A 22,158-nucleotide genomic window follows, 5' to 3' on the forward strand; every position below is an offset into this window, starting at 1 on the left:
ACAAGAAAAACATGGCCATTAAATCAAAATACAGCAACACCCAAGTAGAAGCCTTAATCAGTGAGATGTTAGCGCTATTAAACAAACATCAAGCCCCTACCGATTTAAGCTTAATGGTATTAGGCAATTGCGTCTCTCATTTATTAGAAAAGAAAGTCCCAACAGAATCTCGTCAAATGGTTGCGGAGCAGTTTGCTAAGGCACTAACTCAGTCCATTAAATAATGCATTGAAAGTGAGTTAACAGACCTTGTTAGCTATCGATAATCTATCTAAGAAGGGATCCATTAAGGCATGATCGAGCGCAGAAAGCAGATGACACGAGATAAAGTCTCGCGCCTGGTAAATTGGGGGCATTGGTTTGCCTTTTTCAATGGCTTGCTCGCCATGATTATTGGTTCCCGTTATATTGGCAGTGTCGGCCAACCAGACTCCATTATAAGTTGGGGCTATCTTGCGTTAAGTACCATAGGGCATTACACATTTTTAGCTTTTATTGTATACGTAATTTTTATCTTCCCAGTCAGTATCATCTTACCCTACTCCAAAATTCTACGAGGATATGCCGCCTTTGTAGCCTCAATGGCTTTGTATATTCTGCTCTACGACACGATTATTTATGATGACTACGGTATTCATCTCAGCCCGTTTGCATTTGATTTAGCCTGGCAAGATTTAAATGCCTTACTGCATAGCACCTCTTATATCGTCACCCCCATTGTCATTATCGTTATTGAACTCACCGCGGCCAACTTTATCTGGAAGCGAATCGATAAAATTCAAAAGAAACAATGGGGCAATAAAGTGGTGCTATTTGTTGGCGCCTGTTTTATTAGTAGCCACTTAATTCATATTTGGGCTGATGCCGCCAATATTACCGACATCACCCGTTTTGATGACGCCTATCCGGTTTCATATCCAGCAACAGCCAGAACCTTTATGGAATCACACGGGGTTGATGGCAACAAAGTGACCAGTGAGATTGCTCCGCAAACATCAAACTTGCATTACCCCATTGAACTACTGCAGTGTCAGGCTGACACGCCAACCAATGTGCTAGTCATTGCTATTGATAGCTTACAAGCAGCAATGGTTGATGATGTCACCATGCCTTTTTTAAGCCAGTACACCCGCGAGTCACTTAACTTTACCCAGCATTATACCGGCGGCACTCAGTTTAAAAGTAGTATGTTTACCTTAATGTATGGTTTACAAGGCAATTATAGCGACAAGCAAGATTTTGGGGTTATGTCACCCGTCATGAACCAGGAATTAATTCGCCAGGGTTATCAGCTAGGACTATTTACCGCCCGCTCACAGGCTGAATTAGCATCAACCGGCGCTATGTTTAAAGGGTTTCAACCCCATATCAGCGTCAGTGAAGATGGCAGTGCCACAACCGATATTCAAAATATTACAGCCCTTAATCAATGGCAACACAATCAAACCCAACCCTGGTTTGCAGTACTTAACCTCTCTGCACCACAAGATTACGATACACCCGTAGGCTTTTTGGGCATTGAAACCATAAAAGCGCCAACGTCATTAAAATCGGCACAAAAGGTGCTGTTTAACCAATATCGCCAGTCTTTAAAGTTTATTGATAATCAGCTTAGTCAGTTGTTGCCTCAAATAGATGACAATACCATAGTGTTTATTACTGGCACCCACGGCCAAGTTTTCACCAGCAGTATTGAAGATGCAAGGCGCGATTTGTCTCCTGACAATGTTAAAGTGCCATTAATCATCCACTGGCCTAACATTAACCCCAGTGAAATTCATTATCGCACCAGCCACTACGGTATTGCGCCAACGATTTTAAGCAAAGTATTGGGCTGTACAACAGCCAGTGAGAAATACAGTTCTGGCAGAAGCTTATTAGAGCCTAACCAAGAATCTTGGGTATATATTGGTAATAGCCGTGAATTTGCGATTTATCAAAAGAATGAGATAACCGTTCTAGGCCGATATGGAAAGTACCGTATATACGATGCACAATTTGAACGACGTCTTAACAAGAAAATGAGTGCACCAGAGTTGATTCAAGTCATGCGTGAAGGTCGCCGATTATATCAAAACTAGCTAATGGCATTTAACGCGAAGCCGGCCTTCTAATGGCGTCAAATGAGTTAACTTGAATAGAATATAATCAGTCAATAAATGCTGATTAACTAAGTGCTTGCGCCAAGCTCGTTCAATTGATACAGTGCTTGCTCACTAAGTTTACCCCACTAATTTGAAGCTTAGTAATGCAACAAAATTCGGTATGTAGCGCAGCTCGGTAGCGCACTTCGCTGGGGGTGAAGGGGTCGGAGGTTCGAATCCTCTCATACCGACCAAATTATAAAAGCCAGCTTAATCGCTGGCTTTTTGCTTTTCTGACATAACAAGTTAAGGCTGGCCGCTGTTATGCAGCTTACGTCAAAGGTAAAAATAATCGTGGGTGGCCATGCTTTTAGTCACCTGCGAGGCAATGACAAAACACGTAACTACCTTAATCGATTACAAGAAAGAATGAGTAAAGCAAAAGCGTTGTCTGCACTGGCACATAAGCTTGGTCGCTGCGTCTATTTCATGCTGAAGAACAAAACGGTGTTTGATGAACAACGATTCTTAAAAGGATAAGTCGCGCAATAAGGTGAGCTGAACGTCTAACTAGATACTCTTAAAAAGAGAAGCGAGCATGACAGTGAATGATGTGGCTAATGAAGCAATGACTTCTCACCATCATCACTATGCCAAATGCTATTTAAGCTACATAGCCTTGATTAGACACCTTATTGGCGTGCATTAATAAATACAATCAACAAAGTCGTTTACACCCTAAATGAGCCTGAAACTAACTGTGCAAAAAGCACCTCTGACTTGAATAGTGCATCTTAGGGTTAACCGATAAATGTCTCGGCTTTGGCTTCCTGCGTAGCTCTACCTTCTAAATCCATTTAGTCGTAGTGCCCCTGATATTTCACAGGAGTGAAAGCGTCAGGCAGCATTCTTCATTTTAAAGTAAATCGCACTAAGAGATCCTCTATATGTGTTTGCATGCTGTTGTTGCTAAAAGCACGATGATTTGACAGCTAAATGACAGACGAAGTAGATGAATTTGTTGATTGATTTTAATTTGACTGCAACAGCAGTCAAATAAGTTAGGCTCGCCTATTGACTGGCGGAAGGCTCATATGTGTTATGTGTTTACACACCCATTTCAGTTAATAAGATAACTACTTTATCTGACTTAGGTAACTTATGCAGATAATGAGATTTTAACTTTTTTAAGTTATCCAAATTATCAGAGTAACAACCTAGCTTATTGATTGAGTCGAGAGTATCAAATATTAGAGAGTCTAATTTATCCAAGTTAATTTCAGAAGTTTGCTTCGTAAGATTTACCCTTATGTCCGCTAACCGAACCAAATAGTGTTTATAAGGATCAACCAAATCCATTTCTTGATGTGAACACTCTAAGGCAAGTTCAGAATCAGCTCTTGAAATAAACGAACAACACAACGTTAGCAATAAAACTAGATACTTGCTCATGACTCTCCTAAACACATAACGCCCGCATAAACAGCGGAAAAATTTTGGACGCATTTTTGCGTCGTTTCACTTTGCAAAATTCGGACTAAATTGTGAAGTCTGAATTGATGCGCTTGTTATAAGCCATTTGCCACTTCAAGGTAAGACTTAGAACCAATACCAACCTGTGCCCAAACTTTACGTTTGTGGTTGCCAAGGTAATCGTATTGTTCGTCCATGTCCCAGAGAGTAACTATTTGATCAGGGAAAATATATTCCGACTCATTAAACGAGTGACTCTCCGATTCATTAGCGGAAATTGCATTAAATAAAGTAATGCCTTCAACATCAAATGCGTCAATACCACCAAACATAAGTTGATAATTAACGTTTTGAGATACACCGATAAAGTCTACTAAGTCGTTTTCAAAATCAATTTGAAGGCAACGGTCAAAATAGAAATCGCTAGATCCATCGGACAAAGTAAAAAAACCAGAGAATAGTTCTTTAACTTGTTCTCTAGACATTCCAAGTTTGATGAGGCCAATTCCATCATGAGGCTTAATTACAAACTCCATACCTTCCTATGGCTTATGAGAGCGTTTTAGCATGAATTCGATAAACATTTACAGAGTGCCAATCAAAATTCAGCGTTCATATAACTTTGATTACCAATAATTTCAGCAACTTATCAGATTTCATATTTCTAATCAATTACTCTTTAGTCTAGCCGAAAGCGGAAATCTAAATAACCGCCTAATATTGCCCCATTTGTTGCTAAGTATTTAAAACAAAAGCCGCTAAATTTTTCATATGCTTTGAAGCACTGCGCTTTTCCCCGCAGTGAGTCGAGCAAGAAGGACTCTTTAATTTAAGCCACTGCAAACCGATTTACATCGCGCTCAACACCAGTTTCTTTAATGCTATAACGCAATACATGCCTTTAATAAGGGTTAAATCATCTTGTCTGATACAACTGCTATGATTTGTCATCGGGATCTGTTTGCTAGTTAATCTTCGCGCGATATTTTGTGGTCGCTATGGTGGCGTGAATCCATTAAATGTGAACAAGCAAACATAATACTGCTTTAATCGGGCGTAGAATGAGGCAAAATTGATGTTGGAGGTTATTTATGTGGTGGAGAGTGTTGATTATTTCAATCGCTTATTGGTTAATTGGCGCGCATTTTCTTCGGTTTAACCATATTGAACTGGCCATTATCGCTGCCATTTCACCCTGTTTAATGTTTGTAAAACATGCCGTTGTCTCACGACTGTTACAGTTAGGTTTAGTGCTGGGCTGTATTTTTGTTTGGGGAGTATCAACGGTTGATTTTGTGCAAATGCGTATAACGATGGATGCCCCCTGGCTTAGACTGGCTAGCATTATGGCTAGTGTGATGGCTTTTACGTTATTCGCCGCCTATTGCTGTAATGGCTTAACCAAAAGAAACAAAGGATTACACTTATATTATTGATCACTACAACCCCACGTAAAATGCGAGGCGATGTATTTCACAAAAGTTACTGCTGCGACGGCAAGTATTTCGCTAGCTTTTGCTTGCGTAAGTAAACTAATGCCAAACAAATCACAATATAAATACTGGGTTCAATAATTTCAGATTTAACCGACCAGTAAAAATGCACTGGTGCTAGTAAAGCGACTAGATAAACCCAGTTATGCAGTTGTTGCCAGCGCTTGCCCATTTTCTTCCTAACCGCCATAAACGATGTCACGCTCAGTAGTAGCAAAATACTATAGGCTAACGCACCAACCAAAATGTAAGGACGCTTGATCACTTCTTCGAGTAAAAAGCCCCACGCGAACAATAAATCTAAGCTGATAAATGCGGTGATATGTAATGTTGCATAGGCAAATACATATAAGCCAATTAAGCGCCGAGTTTGTAATAACAGCCCTTGTTTGAGGTATTTTGCCAAAGGTGAAACCACCAAAGCTGCCAGCAGACTATTTAAAGCCCCCATGCCGGTATAATGAATAATGTATTGCACAGGGTCGCCGCCAGCATTATCACTTAATACCAAATATACCAAGTACAACATCGGCAAGATGAAGGCGATGTGTAAACCGCCTTTTAACCACCACAGACCCCGTGGAGTGATCCGCATTAATAATATTTCCTTAAATCGAGGTTTTTATATAAATCGGCAACCGTGTCAGCATAACCATTAAACATTTGCGTAGGAATGCGTTTAGCAGAAAACAAGCCACCCTCACCTATGCTTCGCTCTGATGCCTGAGACCATCTTGGGTGATCAACTTGTGGGTTAACATTGGCATAAAAACCATACTCATTAGACGCGAGTTGATTCCAACTGGTGGGTGGTTGCTTGTCCATAACCCGAATTTTGACAATCGATTTAATGCTTTTAAAGCCGTATTTCCACGGTACAACTAAACGAACAGGCGCACCATTTTGCGGTGGCAGCGTTTTGCCATATAAACCGACCGCTAGAAATGCCAATGGATTCATTGCTTCAGCCATAGTCAGCCCTTCAACATATGGGTAATGAATACCCCCGCCCATTAAGCGACTTTTCTGCCCGGGCATTTGATCTGGGTCAAACAAGGTTTCAAATGCGACATGGGTTGCGGATGATTTCACACCTGCTTCTTTTAATAAACTGGCGAGTGAAAAACCGACCCAGGGCACCACCATAGACCATGCTTCAACACAGCGTAATCGATAGGTTCGCTCTTCTAATGCAAAGCGTTTAGTTAAATCATCTAAATCTAAAGTTATTGGCTTGTCTACTAACCCTTCAATTTGCAGTGACCAGGGATTAACCTTAAATTGTTGTGCGTTTTCAAAAGGGTCTTGTTTACTGGTGCCAAACTCATAAAAATTATTATGGCGGGTGATTTTATCTTCTGGGGTTAATGTGTCTGGTATAACAAATGCTTTAGGTTGGGCAAATTGCAATGGTGAGGTGGTAAATGAAGGCGTTGATTTACTGCTGCCAAAATCAAATAAACCGGCTTGTACATATCCTGGAATACTGGCACCTAATGCACCCAGCCCTAGGGCTTTAACAATATTGCGTCTGTCTTTAAAAACCGACTCAGGGGTAACTTGATTATCCGGTAAATCCCATGCCGATTGGCGTTTAATTCCCCTGGTAAAGCGTGTTTTATTCACCATGTTATTCCCTCAATACTGTATTACAACTACCCATTAGACAGGTTAATACGCGATAAAATTTCATTTCGATTCAAAAATAAACGAATCACTGAAAAAACATTAAATTGTTCACCATAATACTTGCAGGCCAAACTTTTGCATGCGAATCTTATCGCGTTTCTATTTCAAAGGGTTAGGTTATGCCATTCGTTGTTGATTTCACACCGCCACAAATAGCCGCCATGGTTGCTATAGGGTTATTAAGTTTTTTAATAGGTGCATTACTTAACCAAAGGTTGACCCGTCAACGTTGGGAACAATTAAAACAAAAATACGAAGCTGAAGCGACTTTGGCTTTGACAGAGCAGCAACGTCAGGTTGTTCAAATCCAAGATATCCTCGATGATAAAATTGATAACTTAAATCATCTCCAGTCTAAGCTGGAATCTTATATTAGCCAACTTGCTAGAGCGCAGGCGCAAGTTGAGCGTATTCCTCACTTAGAGCAACAATTAGAAGACAGCCATCGAAAAATATTAGAGTCACAACTTAATCTATCAAAATCTAATGCCATGCAGCAAACCATCATGGCTAAAAGCGAAGCCGAAAACAAAGCATTAGAAGATAAAATCAATTTACTAGAAGTGGCTGAAGAAAGATTAAAAGTACAGTTTGAAAACCTTGCTAATCGTATTTTTGAGCAAAAAAGTGAAAGTTTCAAACAACAAAATGTCACTCAAATTGACGGCGTTCTAGGCCCGCTTAAACAGCAGTTAGATGGATTTAGGCAACAAATTCAACAGTCGTATAATCATGAACAATCTGAGCGCAGTGCATTAAAACATCAATTAAACCATTTACGTGAGCTCAATTTAAAAATGAGCCAAGATGCCATCAATCTGACCAAAGCACTTAAAGGTGACAATAAACAGCAAGGTAATTGGGGCGAAGTCATTCTTGAAAGAGTATTGCAAGAAAGTGGCCTACGTGAAGGACATGAATACGACACCCAGCAAGATTTAAAGAATGATGATGGTAAACGATTTAAACCCGACGTGATTGTTCATCTACCCGATAACAAAGATGTGGTGATTGATGCCAAGATGTCGTTGGTTGCGTATGAGCGCTACTTTAACAATGATGATGAAGATATTCGCCAGCAAGCGTTAAAAGATCATGCCCTATCTATTCGAATGCATATCAAGGGACTCAGCCAAAAGGATTACCATAAACTACATGGACTAAAAAGCTTAGATTATGTGCTAATGTTTATCCCTGTTGAACCGGCATTTTTACTGGCAATAGAATACGACCCTAGCCTAATTAATTTTGCCCTAGAGCAAAATATTATGCTGGTTAGTCCAACCAATTTATTAGTCGCTTTGCGGACCATTAATAACATATGGCGCTACGAGCATCAGAATCAACATGCACAAACAATTGCTAAGCAAGCGGCTAAAATATATGACAAATTGTGCAGTTATATTGATGACATGGACAAACTAGGACGCGCGCTTGAGACTGCCGATAAAAGTTATCAGCAAGCAATGGCTAAATTATCTTCGGGTAAAGGCAACTTAATACGCCAGGCGCATACCTTACAATGCCTGGGGGTCGACTCTAGCAAGCAGATTGGTAAGCAGATACTTAACCGCGCACTCGATGAGTCATTAGACAAAACTGAAGGATAAAATGGCAAAATTAATCATCAGTTAATTATTTACTCTAATACTGTTAATGTTTTAGCAGTTTCACAAAAAACTCATTTTAAAAACTTTATCGCAAACGTTGTACTGAGGCGGAGATTCTCATTTAAATGCGTACTACATGGATTAATACATGTTCACCTAAACGACTAACAACCTTACTCGTTGTCACGGCGCTGACTATTTTATCTAGCACCCCTGCTAATGCCTACACGGCTAAACAGCAGCAATATCTTGATGCGAAAAAAGCCTTAGACAGCGGACAAACTAGCCGTTATCAACAACTCAGAAAACAGCTAGGTGATTATCCATTAGCCATTTATCTTGATTATCACACCAGTATTGATGACATTGTGCGTATGCCGGGCAATAAAGCCTTTAGTGCCATCGAGCCGTTCAATACCATGCCTTTGTATAATTCAGCTCGATATCGTTATTTGATGAACGCTGGTAATACCCAGCGTTGGCAAGACTTTTTAGCTATCTCACCGACAACGCCTAATGACATGCGTTTACAGTGCTATTTTTTACGTGCGCAATTAGCAACGGGTGATAAAGCAGCGGCATACAAAGGCGCGGATCGACTATGGCTGCATGGTCAGTCTAGACCTAAAGAATGTGATCCTTTATTTACTCAGTGGGCCAAAGATGGCTACCGTACCCAGGAATTAATATGGGGGCGAATGCTGCTCAGTTTTGATGCAGGACAAACAGGTTTATTAAGTTATTTAAGCCAAAAAGTCAGCAAACATCGTAACGATGCTGAACTGCTATTAAAGGTATACAAAGACCCTAATATATTAAGAAATACCAAACTTTTTAGCAGCTCTAAACCTATTGTGAGTGATATTGTCGATGCAGGCTTAAGAAAGCTTGCCAGAAAAGATCTTAAACAAGCCACCAAACTTTACGTTAAATATCAAAAAGCGGGTCGATTCAGTGAGGCCAAAGATCGTCAATTAAATCATTATCTTGTCAGGCGTGGATTGATTTACCAAGAAGAAGCATTAATCGATCATATTGATACTATGTTACCGCTATTGGCATCTGATGACTTATATGAAATGCGCCTTCGCTGGGCTATCCGCCAGCAGGATTTTAATACCGTAAACATTTACCTAGCGCAATTAAGTCAGCAAGGTAAAGAGCATTCTCGCTGGCAATATTGGCAAGCCCGCATGAATGACCAACAGGATACTAAAAAAGCACAGGATAACTATTTAGTGTTGTCTCAACAACGGGATTTTTACGGTTTTAATGCCGCCAAAGTGATCAATAAACCTTTGTCATTTAATGATGACAACTTAACCTCCAACAAAGCATTACGCGCAAAGTTATTAGATGACCCTGGAATGTCTAGGGTCATAGAGCTAAGGGCCATTGATAAATATTTAGATTCGCGTACTGAGTGGATATATCTAATGCGTCGCCATGATCCAGCCATGACAGCTGAATACGGGCTTTATGCGCTTGAGCAAGGCTGGTATGACTTAAGTGTTGAGTCAAGTATTCAAGGGCAACAATGGAACGCATTAAATCTGCGTTTTCCTAATGCCGCCAATGAAGAATTTGTTAACGCCAGTAAAAAGTATAAAGTCGATATTAATGAAATTAGGGCTATTTCACGCCGTGAAAGTGCGTTTAATTACTATGCAACCTCAGGCGTGGGTGCCAGGGGTTTAATGCAATTAATGCCTGCTACAGCAAAACAAACAGCACAAAAGAACAAAATTCCCTTTAACGACGTAAAAGACTTATACAAGCCAAGCGTTAACGTCATGCTAGGCAGTGCCTACTATGCCGAGTTATTAAAGCAATTCAATAATAATCGAGTATTGGCAACAGCTGCATATAACGCAGGTCCTGGTAGTGTAAAACGTTGGTTAAAAGTGTCTAATGGATCATTAGATGCGATGAGCTTTATTGAAACCATCCCATACACTGAAACCCGTGAATATGTTCAAGCGGTATTAAGTTATCGAATGATTTATTTACAACAAGATAACCCCAAAGCCGATATGTTTACCAAACAGGAACTGAATTACGCTTATTAAGTCCCCGTTTGAGTTGACGACAAACCTGCCGTCAACTCAAACGCTGAAAAGGGCGATTAAAGCAATATTAAAATAAAGAGGATTAACTGTGTCCCATATGACAATCAAACAGCTAACAAGCCAACTTGAACAAGTTTTGCTTGGCAAGCCGATGCAGATAAAATTAGCGGTTGCGTGTATCTTAGCCAAGGGACATCTGCTTATTGAAGATTTACCTGGTATGGGCAAAACCAGTTTGTCACACGGTATTGCCACCAGTTTAGGCATGAGTTACCAACGAATACAATTTACCAGTGACATGTTACCCGCTGATATTTTAGGGGTATCTATTTTTGATCAAAACCTGCAAAAGTTTGAGTTTCATAAAGGACCGATATTTAATCAAATGTTGCTTGCCGATGAAATAAATCGCGCCAGTCCGAAAACCCAAAGTGCGCTGCTAGAAGCCATGGCAGAACAACAGATTACTCAAGATGGCCATACCTACCCTCTGCCTAATCCATTTTTTGTTATTGCCACCCAAAACCCCCAGGATCAGTCTGGTACATTTCCTCTGCCCGAGTCACAACTAGACCGGTTTATGATGCGGATATCGATTGGTTACCCAAGCGCAGAAGCTGAAATGGCCATGCTAAAAAATCAACATCACGGTCATAAACGTCCACCATTAAAGCAATGTTTAACCTCTGCTGAGTTAATGGATCTACAAACAGAAGTTAATCAGGTTTCAGCGTCCGATGCAGTACTTAAATATTTATTAGCACTTATTGATATGTCCCGTCAGCAAAACCAAGCAAGTGGATTATCACCTCGCGCAAGCTTAGCCCTACTGCAAGCAGCAAAAGCTTGGGCTGTCATTGAACAGCGAAACTATCTGGTGCCCGAAGATATTCAAGCGGTATTTCATGCAGTGGCAGAGCACCGAATAAGCGCACATGGCCAATTTCAAGCTAAGGCCTTGTCTGATACGCTGCTTGCCAGCGTTAATCCCATTCTTTAATGGTTTTTAAAATGTTTAGCCGCAAAAGTCGTCAAGATAACACTCACCTCCCTGAGCGGCAAAGCTGGGTAATGCGGCTTGTGCCCAATTCTGCTAAAAAAAAGTGGTCCAGATGGATAAGCCGTAGATTACCGCCACAACAAAGAGTCACATTGAGCCACAAAGGTATTTTCATCCTGCCCAGCGCATTTGGTTTAGCTTGGTTAGCACTTATCGTCCTACTGTACTTATTTGGCACCAACTACCAAAACAACTTAGTGATCGGACTTAGCTTATTACTGGCAAGCGTTTTTCATACCTGTATTCTTTACAGCTACAAAAATTTAGCGGGATTAACTTTTAACGCTATCACTCCAGCAGATGCTTACGCCGAACAAACGCATGCTTTCCCGATAATGCTGACCGGACATACCAAACAAAAACACCCTGATACGACTCATCAACAAATTTGCCTGCAATTTAGTGGCCAGCGCCATGTGCGCTTGGCACAAACTGAAGAACAATCGATTGCAACAGTGCAATATGCACACCCAAAGCGTGGCTTATTAACCCCTGGACGTATTAAGGTATGGTCACATTTTCCGTTAGGGCTATTTAAAGCATGGTCGTATGTTGATCTCGATTTGCACCAAGTTATTTTTGCAAAACCACTCGAATGCGACATTCATTTAACCAGTCAAAGCCGTGATGATAATAATGACATCAGTCATGGCAGAATTCGCCCTGGGGTTGATGACTACACAGGATTACGCGGCTATGTAATGGGCGAGTCTTTAAAACAAGTAGCATGGAAACAATGGGCCCAGGGCAAAGGCATGCTAACTAAAGAATTTAATGAACCTGAAGGCTCACCGGTATGGTTGTCACTTGATGATACCCAAGGGCATGATTTAGAACAAAAGCTAGGTAAACTATGCTGGCAAGTGAATTATCTCACTCAAAAAAATCAAGTGTTTGGCTTACTACTCAACCACAACACCTTAGGTCAAAGTAGTGGTGAAAGCCATCGAATAGCGTGCCAAAAAGCCATCGCCATGTACCGCCCAAGTTTCAATATTAATATTGATAAAAAACCAGGAGGCGATGATGCAGGATAACTTTGACAGCATCATTAGCCGCAATACATTGTTTTGGTTATTAATAACCAACGTAGCGGTTTTAACGCCGCAGTTTTCACACGCAACACCTTGGACTATGGCCATTTGCGCCATTTGCTTTGTTTGGCGCATGGGAATTTATTACGGCAAAGTGGCAGCTCCGCCTAAATTATTGGTCAATACCCTCGCAATAGCTGCTGCGGTAACCTTAGGTTTGGTGTCATCGCAAATTGGATTGTTAAATGCGCTAATTAACCTGTTAATTTTGGGTTACGCTTTGAAATACATCGAAATGCGCCAACAAAGAGATGTTAAAGTGGTGGTATTAGTGGGCTACTTCATCATTGCGCTGACCTTGCTAGATCAACAAGCCATTATTAATACCTTACACTTAACCCTTGTCGCCATTATCAATACCAGCGTACTGGTAAGCGTTTATCAAGATAACAGAAAACCTTTAACTAACTTACGTTTTAGCTTAAAAATTATCCTTCAAAGTATCCCACTCGCGATATTACTGTTCGTGGTATTTCCTCGTTTAGGCCCGCTGTGGTTGATGCCCAATATGAAAGCGGCCAAAACTGGCTTATCGGATGAAATGTCATTTGGTGATATCAGTAAATTGACTCGCTCTGATGAACTTGCTTTTAGAGTCGGCTTTGATAATTCTGACGGCAGCACATTAGGCCCAAAAAATGCGGATCTCTATTGGCGCACATTAGTGATGGAAAGCTATGATGGTAAAACCTGGCGACAGGACTCGAATATAAAAGATCTACAGGGTCAATCACTTTACCAAAAATTCAATCGCGCTTTACCACAAGACGACAGTCAAAAGATTAATAAATTGGAGTATGTGGTCATTAGTGAGCCAAGCCACCAGCGCTGGTTATACGGGCTTGACCAAGCCTTTAGTCAAGACAGTAATATTGTAGAATTATCCGACTACAGTCTTTACGCCATGCGGCCGGTAGCCCAACGCCAGAGTTATCGTGTGGTGTCTTACCCTAATAGTGTGATGGATGAAAATTTAACGCCGAACATCCGCAGTATTAATTTAGCCTTACCCGAAAACGCCAACCCGCAAACCTGGCGTTTAGCACAACAATTTAGCCAGCAATACCCGCAGCCTAAAGCCCGTATTAACGCTATGATGAATTACTTTGCTGAGCAAGCGTATTACTACACGCTTAGCCCGCCCGTACTTGGTGATCAGCAAATTGATGACTTTTTATTTGAGAATCGTGCGGGGTTCTGTGCCCATTATGCTTCTGCTTTGGTTTATTTAGCCCGTGCCAGTGGAATTCCTGCGCGTATGGTTACCGGATATCAAGGCGGTGAATACAACCCCAAAGCTGGCTATTACAGTATTTATCAATATATGGCCCACGCCTGGACCGAAGTGTGGTTTGAAGGTGAAGGCTGGCAGCGTTTTGACCCCACCGCCATGATTGCCCCACAACGTATTTTAGATGGCTTTGACGCCACATTTGACAGTCAATCTAGCTATTTGTTAGACAGCCCTTTTAGTAGCCTACGGATGAAGCAATACCCATGGTTAAACGATATACGTAATCAAATTGCCAGTATGGACTATTACTGGAGCGTGTGGGTGTTAGGCTTTGACGAGCAACGTAAACAGCAGGTATTGAAAAAGTTACTCGGTGATATCAGTACCAGTAAAATAGCCATCGCAATGTTGGTATCCATCCTTATCATCTTGTTATTTATTGCCTACTTTGCCGGGTTATTTGAATTTAAACCAAAACAAGATTTAATCATCCGCCGCTATAAAACCATTACCCAACTGTTGAGTGTAAAAGGCGTTTCTAGCCCACAACAACAGCCACCTTTAGCTTATGCGCAACAATTAGCACTTGAGCTAACTGAAATACAGCCGCAACTACTGCAGCAATTTAATCTGTTTACCGATTGTTTTGTCGCTTTAAAATACCAGCCACTTTCAGCGCCGCAATATAAACAAAACTTACGCCAATATACGCGCCTATATTGGTCATTAAGGCTTAAACTGCTAATGATTAAGCAATTGAAATAACATTGTAATATTAGTCGTTGATGCGAGCGAGCTAACCCCATAGAATGGCATAAGATGTTCTATTGCGAGTGCCCTATGCTGTCATTAATTCAATCCAATCAAATGGAGGTTCTGTCTGAGCAACTAGCTAAAATGCTGGCAACCCCTTTGCCTAATACTAGCCTGCTGACGACCGAACAAGTGTTAGTACAAAGCCCTGGCATGTCGACATGGCTGCGTTTAGAAGTGGCTAAACATAACCACATAGCCGCAGCACTCACCTTCCCTTTACCATCGAGCTTTATTTGGCAACTTTGTCATCAATTACTGCCCAATGTACCAAAGGAAAACGCCTTTACCAAAGCGGCAATGACCTGGAAGTTGATGGATTTAATCCCAAGCTTGCTTGATGACGCAGATTACAGCCCTTTGCAACACTATTTAAATAATGGCAACCTTGAGGGCGAGAATAACACCTCATCCAACTCACAAGATGCGATTAAGTTGTATCAACTTTCAAATCGCATTGCCGATATTTTTGACCAATATTTGGTTTATCGCCCAGATTGGATCCAGGCGTGGGAAAACAACCAACCACTGACTGAAATTAATTCACGTTTTAGCTTAGATGAAAACCAGTTATGGCAACCTAAGCTTTGGCGCGCATTAGTGCATTACAATCATACTGAACTACAGGCGAGCCAATATCACCGCGCTAATTTACACCAGTCCTTACTGAATGCTTTAGCAGACGCAACGACTGATATCAGTATGTTGCCTAGTCGGTTATTTGTATTTGGCATTTCCTCAATGCCACCACAAACATTAGAAGTTATTCATGCGCTAGCGCAACGTATTGAAGTGGTTATGCTGGCACTGAGCCCTTGCCAGCACTATTGGGGCGATATTATCGACCCTAAAGTCCGGGCCAGAATGGCGTTAAAATACACCCACAAAAAACAACTCGCCGAAGATTGGGAAGACAAACTTGAGGTGGGTAATCCATTACTGGCTAATAATGGCAAAATGGGACGCGAGTTATTAGATTTGCTGTTGAGTTTACCCCCAGAAAACACTAATTTCAGTTATGACTGCTATGTCGAACCAACACCGAATAACCTATTGCACGGTGTTCAATACGATATTTTACAAATGGAAACCCTAGGGCAAGCTTTAGGGCCAGACGCCAGGTTATATCAGCAAATTGATAAACGCCGTTTACTTAAAAACAGTGACACCTCAATTACCCTGCGCAGCTGTCATAGCCCACTGCGGGAAGTAGAAACATTACACGATCATATCGCAAATTTATTAGACGCTAACCCGACTTTAGAGCCAAAAGACATTGTGGTCATGATGCCAGATGTTGCCGCCTACGCGCCTTATATTGATGCGGTATTTGGCACAGTTAACAGTCAATTTTACTCAAGCTTTCAACGCGCCAGTAAAGGGCCACAGCAATTAGCTGTTCCCTATGCCATTGCCGACCGTGGTGCCGCCCAGGAGTCGCCGTTAATTAATAGCTTTTTAACCTTACTGAACATCAATCAAAGCCGTTTTGGGTTAACAGAGGTGCTGTCTATTTTAGAAGTGCCGGCCATTTTAAGGCGCTTTGAATTAGATGAAGATGACTTTGATATTATTAAGCGTTGGCTTGACCATGCCAATGTGCGTTGGGGACGAGATGCCAACAGTCGCACCCAATTAGGCTTACCTGCCTTTGGCCAAAACTCCTGGTCATTTGGCATCAAACGCTTAATTTTAGGTTATGCCCTTAATGACCAATCACCTATGTATCAAGGCATTCTGCCAGTCAGTGGTGTTGAAGGCCAATCGGCACAAGCCTTGGGAAAATTGCTGAACTTTTTGGAAGCGATTGACGATCATACCCAGGCATTCTTTAAGCCCAGTTCAACCGCTGACAGATTAAGCCAAATAAACCAATTAATTGAAGACTTCTATCAAACTATCGACGATGAACAGAGCCAAATACTCACCATCAGAAATGCGCTTGCCAGCTTATCAGATGAACTTATCGAAGCAGGTCATCAAGCGCAGATTAATATTGAAGTACTCAAGCAATGGTTTAATCAAACCTTAAATGACTCGCGCGTGGGCCAGCGCTACCTTGCCGGCAGTGTGAACTTTTGTACCTTAATGCCTATGCGTTCAATTCCGTTTAAAATTGTCTGTTTACTGGGCATGAACGACGGCGTTTACCCGCGAGTACAACATCCGGTCGGATTTGATTTAATGGCGCATTTTGGCGCCCAAAAAGGCGACCGTTCGCGCAGATTAGATGACAGATACCTGTTTTTAGAAGCGCTACTTTCTGCGCGTGAGCAACTTTACGTCAGTTACATTGGTCACAGCGAGCGTGACAATGCTGAACGTATCCCCTCGATGTTGATTTCAGAGTTAATTGAGTTCTGCCAAATGAGTTATCTGCCAGAGCACTTATCAAGTAACACATTAACCGAGGATGATATTGAACTCATTGAACAGGCCGTCAGCCTACAACTTATTCAAGCTCAACCATTACAACCCTTTGATCATAAATTATTCACCCCAGATAGCCCCTTACAAAGCTATCATCAGCGTTGGTGTCCTCCGTCATTGGACCAACAATATGATCAAAGGTTTTTCAATCCACAAAAACCGATTATTGCAGAAAAAAATGACCCGCAAACCTCCAATAATGCCAACAATCATCAGCACCACGACCAAAATGATGAACTGGAGCTGTCGGCATTAATTCGTTTCTTTCGCAATCCGGCGCAGTTTTTCTTCAACCGTAGCCTAAAAGTTGATTTAAACTTGAATTTACAAGCCGATGATAATGACGAACCGTTCAGTTTAGACGGTTTAGGCCGCTATAAATTGCAATCTAATCTTATCGATTCAGCCTTATGTCAAGTTAACAGCGATGTCGATATTGAACTGCTTAACCAGCTCAAAGCCAGTGGTAGTCTACCTATGGCGCCATTTGATGATATTTTATTATCGCAATATCAACGCGATATAGCCCCTTTGATTAATCGAATACATTTTTTACAAAATGAGCAAACCAGCGAATCGATTAATATCGACTTAAGTATGTCAGTTAACTCGGCGAACAATCAGCACTTAAGTCACATAAATTTGGTTGGACGCATCGATGATGTTAGCCCTAAAGGCTTAATCAATTATCGCCCAGGCACAGCCCACGGTAGAGATTTAGTCCAGTGCTTTATTCGTCATTTATGCCTTAATGCACAAGGTATTATCAAGTACAGTTACTTGTTAGACATGGGCCATTTTCATTGTTTTGCCCCTATCGATGCCGAACATGCCAGGTTACAACTTGCGCAATTTGTGCAAACTTATCTTGATGGCCAGCGCCAGCCATTATGTTTCCCGCCTCGTACAGCCTGGCTTTATGCACAAACCGACGGCACACACAGTGAAAAATTATTTGCCGCACAAAAACAATGGCGAGATGATCAAACACAATTAGGTGAAGGTTTTGAGCCTCACCATCAACGCTTGTTCACTTTTCCAGATGATTTTAGTCAAGCTATATTTGGCCAGTTAGTCAATACCTTATTACAACCGATGGTGAGCTTATATCATAAGGGCAAACTCGGTGAATTAGATGACTTTGTCAGTGGTGAGGCGGTGACACAACAGGTCGCTGAAATAGCCAAAGCCACTAATATAAGTCATTAGCGGTTAACGACTAACACTCGGGTTTCACCTGTTGAACAGACATATTACACAACGGCAAGCACACTGCATTGGAGCAAAATATACCGCTTATGAATAACGCAAAATCAGCTAATATTACCGTGTCAGCGCTGGATGCGCTCAACTTGCCTTTTGCGGGTTCTAGCCTGATTGAAGCCAGCGCGGGCACAGGAAAAACCTATACTATTTCGGGTTTATATTTGCGTTTGCTGCTCGGCCATGGCGGACAAGCCCCCTTGTTGTGTGAACAAATTTTAGTGGTAACCTTTACCAATGCCGCCACTGAAGAGCTGCGAGACCGAATACGTAAACGGATCCAAATTGCTTACAAACGTTTTTTAGGCGTCGCGACTGATGATCACTTTGTTGAACAGCTTTATCAGCAGATCCCTGAGGATGAGCGAGCCATTGCCCTAAAACGGTTCGATTTGGCGCTTAAGTCACTCGACGAAGGCGCTATTTTCACTATTCATGGTTTTTGTCAGCGCATTTTGGCCGACATGGCATTTGAATCGTCATTGCTATTTGAATCAGAATTCACCTTAGACGACAGCGAATACTTACACCATGCCGTGCGCGATTTTTGGCGTGAAGCCTGTTATCCGCTGCCATTATTTTTAGCACAACAGATCAGTAATACTTTTGGCGAACCAGAAAAACTCGCTCAAAAAGTACGTGCGTTATTAGGTGCAAGCCAGGCGATAGCCTCTGACACCCCGCCAGATTTCATTAAATTATCTGAGTCACTAGTGCAAAGTCTGCAGCGCTTTAAACTGCGCTGGCCTGCTGAACACCCGGCTATGCTAGCACTGTTAATGGACTTGCCTTTAAACGGTCAACGCTTTGGTAAAAAAGCCGATGGTTATCCCAAGTTACTGCAACTGTTTGACGATTTAACCCACTGGGTGGCTTATGGCCAAGGTTTACCGCCGTTAAAGCCAATGGAGCAATTAGCGTTATCAGAACTGAGATTAAATAAAGGCGGTGAAATCCCCTCAGCGCAAGATGCGCCGCTACTGGATCATATCGAGCGTTTAATGGCGTTAATTACTGCCATTATTCCTGCATTTTTAGTCCGCGCCCAAGCCGGCATTAAACAACGATTTGTACAACAGAAGCATCAGCGTAATTTGATGACGCCCGATGACTTGTTAACTAGCCTGGCGCAAGCTCTTGAGCATAATCCTGACACCTTGCCTAACGCGATAGCAAAGCGCTTTCCAATTGCGCTAATCGATGAGTTTCAAGATACCGACCCATTACAATTTCAAATATTTAATACCGTCTATCAAGCGCCACAATTTGATCCGCATAGCGCACAAGCAGACGGTTCACAAACGGGCGCCTCAGGCATTACCAAACCACAATCAGCCACGCCTAATAACGCCATAGGCATCTTGATGATTGGCGATCCCAAACAAGCCATTTATGCCTTTCGCGGTGCGGACATTTTTACTTATATTAACGCCCGTAATCAGACAGAAGCGCACTATAGTTTGGATACCAATTACCGCTCTTCAGCGCAATTAGTTAACGGTGTTAATCATTTTTTCAATCAGCATGACGATCCATTTATCAGCGATGCTATTCCCTATGATCCCGTCAAAACCCCTGTATCAGCACAAAAAAAGATATTGATTGAAGCGACTGAACAAACAGCGGCACTGCGGATAAAACTGCTTCAAGAAAACGAGCAAACTGGGCTAAACAAAACCACCGCTCGTCAATTGCTTGCCAATGATGCGGCCGCAGAAATAACCCGCTTACTGACAGAAGCACAGGCGGGCGAATGTGTTATCAATGGCGATGCATTAATTGCCAAAAATATTGCCGTATTGGTCAGGGACAGAAACGAAGCCGCTGTGATAAAAGCGGCCTTAAGTGCCCGCAACATTGGCGCGGTATTTTTAAGTCGCGATAGTGTGTTTGATACCAATGAAGCCAAAGAAACCGCCCTTATTCTGCGAGCATTAGCTAACCCCAAAGATGAGCGCGCCATTCGTGCCGCGCTGGCCACGGAATTAATAGGCTATAACGCCAATAAAATTCATCAATTTAATCAGGACGAGTCACTGCGTCAAAAGGTGTTGGACTTATTTGCTCACTGGCATCAGTTGTGGCTATCAAGCGGCATTATGCCTGCGCTACTTAGTCTGGCCAATGACACTAGACTAGTGCATCGACTATTAGCTAAGCCTGCCAACGCTATATCGTCCGAACCTGATATTGACAAAGATGCTAGCGTAAACTCGACAGCAGATGACGATGAATTTATCAGCATTAGCGCAAGTGGCGAGCGCCGCTTAACCGACTTTCGTCACCTAGGTGAGTTACTGCAACAAAAGGCCACTGAGTTAGACGGTAGCAGTGCATTAATCAATTGGTTTGAACAACAGCTGCTCGGTACCCAAGGTCAAGATGAGCAACAGCTGCGTTTAGAAAGTGAGCAAAATCTGGTGCAAATTGTCACCATTCATAAATCAAAGGGGCTTGAGTACCCCATCTGTTTTGTGCCTTTTATCAGTCTCGCCAGAGGCGGTAATCGTCGTCCTGAGCCGATGCTATATCATCACCAGGGTAAATTAATTTGGGATATTTATGGCAGTGATGAAGGTTGGGAGCAATATAAACGTGAAACCCTAGCCGAAGACTTACGACTATTATATGTGGCGTTAACCCGTCCAATTTATGCCTGTTATCTGTATATCGCCAATCAATCACGGCAATTAAAAGCCGGCATAAGCTCACAGCTGCATGAAATAGGCATAGGTTATTTATTAGGCATTACAGATAAGGATTGTGATGGCGAACAAATGGCAGCAAAAGTGGCTCAATTAGCCACAATTGATGCCATCAGTGTTAGCCAAGTGACTGACATTATCGACAATACGGTATTAGTCGACAATGTTGATACAAAACAAACCTATGCTGCCAAACAAACCTCTCGAAAACTTGGCTTACCTTGGCGAGTGGGCAGTTATTCTGGGTTAGTAAAACATCTTGCCCATGAAAAAACCGTTCCCGGCGCCGATGATGAAGACTTTAGTGAAGAAACACTTATTGAGGTTGAACTGCCTGCTGCACATGTTTTAGACCGATTTAGCTTTGAGCGCGGCGCCAATGCCGGTAGCTTTATGCATTTGGTATTAGAGCTATTTGATTTCACCCAGGCAGACACTGAGCTGCAACCCGCCTTAATCAAAGCGATGCAGCAATACGGTTTTGATCAACAAGTTTGGTTAGTGCCTTTAACCTTGTGGTATCAACAAATCCTGGCCACTCCCTTAGTGAAAACCTTGCTAAATACATCAAACCAAGCGGGCCAACATCCTATTTTTTTACAGGAATTAACCCCACAACAAACCCTGGTGGAAATGGAGTTCTATATACCGATCACTGAACTGCATGCTGAAAAGCTTAATCGCTTATTAGCACAATTTGGTTATGAGAATAACTTCAGCTTTGACACCTTAAAGGGCATGTTAAAAGGGTTTATCGATTTAACTTTCGAACATCAAGGTCAGTTCTATATTGCAGATTATAAGTCCAACCACTTAGGCCACCAGCTGCACGATTACAGCCAAACATCGATGGCTAAAGCCATCAATAGTCACAGATATAACTTACAGTACATACTTTATACGCTAGCCCTGCATCGATATTTACGCCTGCGGATGCCAAACTATGACTATCATCAGCATATTGGTGGCTGTTTTTACTTATTTCTCAGGGGTATGAGTCCTGATGCTGTTGGCTCAGGGGTCTTTTTTGATAAACCTGACGCCGCCCTTATCGACCAGTTGGATAAGTTATTTTCTCATCCTGAACTGGACACTCCAGCAAGCCAACACATCAGTCATAATAACGCGGAGAACCGATAAT

General features: G+C 42.0%; 14 protein-coding genes, 1 tRNA gene and 1 pseudogene. 12 read left to right on the forward strand and 4 right to left on the reverse strand.

Annotated features, from left to right (window positions below; translation table 11 throughout):
• Positions 1-11: 11 nt before the first annotated feature.
• The 4 genes and pseudogenes from FJ709_RS11580 to FJ709_RS11595 form a co-directional block, all read left to right on the forward strand.
• Positions 12-224: a YejL family protein gene (locus FJ709_RS11580; RefSeq protein WP_226410218.1), complete on the forward strand. Its 213-nt coding sequence runs from the start codon at positions 12-14 to the stop codon at positions 222-224.
• Positions 225-293: 69 nt separating this feature from the next.
• Positions 294-2,081: a DUF3413 domain-containing protein gene (locus tag FJ709_RS11585; RefSeq protein ID WP_226410219.1), complete on the forward strand. Its 1,788-nt coding sequence runs from the start codon at positions 294-296 to the stop codon at positions 2,079-2,081.
• Positions 2,082-2,261: 180 nt separating this feature from the next.
• Positions 2,262-2,338: transfer RNA gene (locus FJ709_RS11590), tRNA-Pro, on the forward strand.
• A 112-nt stretch (positions 2,339-2,450) separates the two neighbouring features.
• Positions 2,451-2,624, forward strand: a pseudogene (locus FJ709_RS11595) (IS110 family transposase); the annotation flags it as partial.
• Positions 2,625-3,191: 567 nt separating this feature from the next.
• Here FJ709_RS11595 and FJ709_RS11600 read toward each other — a convergent pair.
• A complete protein-coding gene (locus FJ709_RS11600; protein ID WP_226410220.1) occupies positions 3,192-3,536 on the reverse strand; it encodes a hypothetical protein in 345 nt (114 codons plus the stop codon).
• Between the two features lie 116 nt (positions 3,537-3,652).
• Positions 3,653-4,093: a hypothetical protein gene (locus FJ709_RS11605; protein ID WP_226410221.1), complete on the reverse strand. Its 441-nt coding sequence runs from the start codon at positions 4,091-4,093 to the stop codon at positions 3,653-3,655.
• A 555-nt stretch (positions 4,094-4,648) separates the two neighbouring features.
• Here FJ709_RS11605 and FJ709_RS11610 point away from each other — a divergent pair.
• On the forward strand, positions 4,649-4,993 hold the full coding sequence (locus tag FJ709_RS11610; protein ID WP_226410222.1) for a hypothetical protein: 345 nt from the start codon (positions 4,649-4,651) through the stop codon (positions 4,991-4,993).
• Positions 4,994-5,039: 46 nt separating this feature from the next.
• Here the strand turns inward: FJ709_RS11610 and msrQ are convergent, their stop codons facing one another.
• Positions 5,040-5,645: a protein-methionine-sulfoxide reductase heme-binding subunit MsrQ gene (gene msrQ / locus FJ709_RS11615; RefSeq protein ID WP_226410223.1), complete on the reverse strand. Its 606-nt coding sequence runs from the start codon at positions 5,643-5,645 to the stop codon at positions 5,040-5,042.
• Positions 5,645-6,679 carry a protein-methionine-sulfoxide reductase catalytic subunit MsrP gene (msrP, locus tag FJ709_RS11620; RefSeq protein WP_226410224.1) on the reverse strand — a complete coding sequence of 345 codons (1,035 nt, stop codon included), beginning with the start codon at positions 6,677-6,679 and terminating at the stop codon, positions 5,645-5,647. Before msrP ends, msrQ begins: the two co-directional genes overlap by 1 nt.
• A 179-nt stretch (positions 6,680-6,858) precedes the next feature.
• On the opposite strand from msrP, the gene rmuC reads away from it, so the two are divergent.
• From rmuC to FJ709_RS11655, 7 genes are all read left to right on the forward strand, one after another.
• Positions 6,859-8,349: a DNA recombination protein RmuC gene (rmuC, locus tag FJ709_RS11625; RefSeq protein WP_226410225.1), complete on the forward strand. Its 1,491-nt coding sequence runs from the start codon at positions 6,859-6,861 to the stop codon at positions 8,347-8,349.
• Between the two features lie 125 nt (positions 8,350-8,474).
• Positions 8,475-10,418: a transglycosylase SLT domain-containing protein gene (locus tag FJ709_RS11630; protein WP_226410226.1), complete on the forward strand. Its 1,944-nt coding sequence runs from the start codon at positions 8,475-8,477 to the stop codon at positions 10,416-10,418.
• A 97-nt stretch (positions 10,419-10,515) separates the two neighbouring features.
• Positions 10,516-11,418: an AAA family ATPase gene (locus tag FJ709_RS11635; protein ID WP_226415951.1), complete on the forward strand. Its 903-nt coding sequence runs from the start codon at positions 10,516-10,518 to the stop codon at positions 11,416-11,418.
• An 11-nt stretch (positions 11,419-11,429) separates the two neighbouring features.
• Positions 11,430-12,515 (forward strand): DUF58 domain-containing protein, encoded by a 1,086-nt coding sequence (locus FJ709_RS11640; protein WP_226410227.1) that lies wholly within the window; start codon positions 11,430-11,432, stop codon positions 12,513-12,515.
• Positions 12,505-14,571 (forward strand): transglutaminase family protein, encoded by a 2,067-nt coding sequence (locus FJ709_RS11645; RefSeq protein ID WP_226410228.1) that lies wholly within the window; start codon positions 12,505-12,507, stop codon positions 14,569-14,571. The genes FJ709_RS11640 and FJ709_RS11645 overlap by 11 nt, the downstream gene beginning before the upstream one ends.
• Positions 14,572-14,646: 75 nt before the next feature.
• Positions 14,647-18,258 (forward strand): exodeoxyribonuclease V subunit gamma, encoded by a 3,612-nt coding sequence (gene recC / locus FJ709_RS11650; protein ID WP_226410229.1) that lies wholly within the window; start codon positions 14,647-14,649, stop codon positions 18,256-18,258.
• An 89-nt stretch (positions 18,259-18,347) separates the two neighbouring features.
• Positions 18,348-22,157, forward strand: a complete 3,810-nt coding sequence (locus FJ709_RS11655) for a UvrD-helicase domain-containing protein (protein ID WP_226410230.1) — start codon at positions 18,348-18,350, stop codon at positions 22,155-22,157.
• Position 22,158: the final 1 nt, after the last annotated feature.

This window comes from Shewanella glacialimarina (assembly GCF_020511155.1).
In the GTDB taxonomy this organism is placed as follows: Bacteria; Pseudomonadota; Gammaproteobacteria; order Enterobacterales; family Shewanellaceae; genus Shewanella; species Shewanella glacialimarina.